Source organism: Haloferula sp. (assembly GCF_049672945.1).
Classification (GTDB): Bacteria; Verrucomicrobiota; Verrucomicrobiia; order Verrucomicrobiales; family Akkermansiaceae; genus Haloferula.
In genome coordinates, this window is the sequence record NZ_JBATWY010000164.1 from 1 (window position 1) to 2,434 (window position 2,434).

Genomic DNA, 2,434 nt, shown 5'->3' on the forward strand with positions numbered 1-2,434 from the left:
GAGTTGCAGGGGGTGGAGGCGTGGATTGCGGCCTCCTTCATGCGCACCCAGGTGGCTCGACCGACTTTTGATCTGATGGGCGAACGCCCGATGCTGGTGTTGCGGTCGACGCCCGAATTGTCCTGGGAGCTCGCGACCAAGGAAGTCTTTGACCGCGTGGGTGCCAGCCTGATCATTTTGTTGACGCTGCCGCTGTGGGTGTTTGCCTACGTCGGGATCAAGCTGACGAGTCCGGGTGCCCCGGTGATGTTCAAACAGAAGCGTGCCGGGCGTTACGGGAAGCCATTCCGCATGCGCAAGTTCCGAACGATGGTGCCCGATGCCGAGGCCTTGCTGGAGAAGATCAAGAAAGACCACGGCAATCAGATGGATGGTCCGGTCTTCAAGCTTGAGAATGACCCGCGCGTCTTTCGCTTCGGGGCCTTCCTGAGGAAGTTCAGCATCGATGAGCTGCCGCAGTTGATCAATGTGGTTGTCGGAGACATGAGTCTGGTGGGTCCGCGGCCACTACCGCTCTACGAGGTGGAGGCCTTTTCAAAATCCGCCCATCGTCGTCGCCTGAGCATGAAGCCGGGGATTACCTGCGAGTGGCAGGCGGGTGGCCGGAACAAGATTTCCAGCTTTGAGGAGTGGGTGGAAATGGACCTTCGCTACATCGACAACTGGTCGTTCCTGCTGGATCTGAGGATTTTGGTGAAGACGGTGCCGGCCGTGCTTTTTGGCTGGGGAGCGAAGTGAGGAGGAGGTCGGTGTTTCGGGAAATCGACCATTGCAGTCCGGACCTTCGGACCTTCCGGCCTCATCCGCTTTGAGTTTCTCCAGCTCCCCGCCTTTCTCCAGTCAGAGACCTTGGCGTCTTCGCGCCTTTGCGGTGAGTCCCGTTCGTGTGATCAATGAAGCTGATTTCGGCAGTTTTTTTCGTGTTGGCGCTGGCCCTGGCACTGCTCTTTGGGGCCCAAACGGCGTCGTGGAGCTGGGGCCCGGGCTTGCTGGGACTTGGGGTGGCGTCATTGTTTGGGGTTTTCGGAAGCCGTCAGCGTTGCCATCTGCCTTTGGCAGTCGCTCTGCTTGCGGCGGCGGGGTGGATCATCCTTCGCTGCTATCAATCCGAGGTTCTGGATGGCGCCCGCGCCGACGCCTTGCTGGTGATTGCGCTCTTGGCGAGTTGCTGGCTTGTCGCAGGCTACGGTGGCAACAAGAAGGCGCTGACGCTTCTCTATGACGGAATCGCCCTTACGGTAGTAGCCAACGCGGTGATGGCGTTTCTTCAATGGCGGGATCCTTCTTTTTGTTGGCCGTATGAGGCGCGCCCCAGGGAGCAGCTCTCGGGTTTTTTTGGTCACTACAACTACTTTTCAAACTACCTGCTGGGAACGGGTGGGATTCTCTTGGGGAAGGCCGTTTTCGGCAGTGATGTGAAGGGGAGGCGGCTGGGCTATCTCATCGTCGTGGTCGGGGCCTTTGCGTTGATTCCGCTTTCGGGTTCGAGAGGTGGGGTGCTGGCCCTTGGTATCGGACTGTTAGTGTTTGCGACGGCGGTTGCACTTATCCTTTATCGCCGGAAGAACCGTTGGTTCCCTCTCGCAGCAGCCATCGTTCCATTCGGTCTGGTCGCAGGAGCTGGAGTCGCTTGGATCGTGTTAAGTGGGATTCAGTCGGATCGTCAGCAGGAGCAGGGGATTGCGAATCTTGCCGATGGGGGTTCGAGGCTGGAATGGATCGGGTTGGCACTTGCGACCAGTCGTGACCATTTGTGGCAGGGGGGTGGAAGCCGCTCTTATTCATGGGAACGCAATGGCAAGTGGGATCCGGATGAATTTGGCTGGGCTCACGAGAACGAGCCCTTCGTTCACAATGAGCTTTTGCAGGCGATCACCGATTATGGAGTGATCGGGGCCGGGTTGGTGATGGTCGTCCTGGGTCTGGCGATCTGGCGCTGCCTTGCGGGCCTGGTTTTGGACAGTCCTTTGGAGAAAAGTGATACCCTCGTCGAGAGCGACTCGGATGCGGTGCATGCCGGTGTGCTGACGGCGGGTGCGGCGATGGTAACTCAGGCGAACCTGAGCTTTGTGTTTCATTTCATTCCACTGGTGATGCTGTTTGGGATGCTGCTGGGATTGATTCTCCCACGTCGGGCAAAGGGCTCAGCATCAGGGTTCATGCGCTACCCGGTGGGTATCGGACTGGGGCTGATCCTTCTGTGGGCCGGATCTAAAGCAACCTATGCGCTGGAACGGCTGTGGCCGGTTGTCTACGTGTTGGACGACAGGGAAAAGATGTCGACGGAAGAAGCTTTCGCCCGTTTTGATGCTGCTGGCGATGCCTGGCCGGGATTTGAGATTGCGGAAGAAAGCGGGAAGCTATTTCTCATATTGGCGGCTCGTGAGGGAATCACTGAAGAAGCCTCCGCAAGGTTACGGCACCAATCCATCCT

Annotated in this window: 2 protein-coding genes; both read left to right on the forward strand. The window is 58.3% G+C overall.

Translation table 11 applies throughout. The features are described from left to right. On the forward strand, positions 1-738 hold a 738-nt coding region (locus tag WBG04_RS14230; RefSeq protein ID WP_424315115.1), incomplete at its 5' end, for a sugar transferase. 155 nt (positions 739-893) lie between these two features. Then, positions 894-2,434: O-antigen ligase family protein (locus WBG04_RS14235; protein WP_424315116.1), on the forward strand; the 1,541-nt coding region annotated here is incomplete at its 3' end.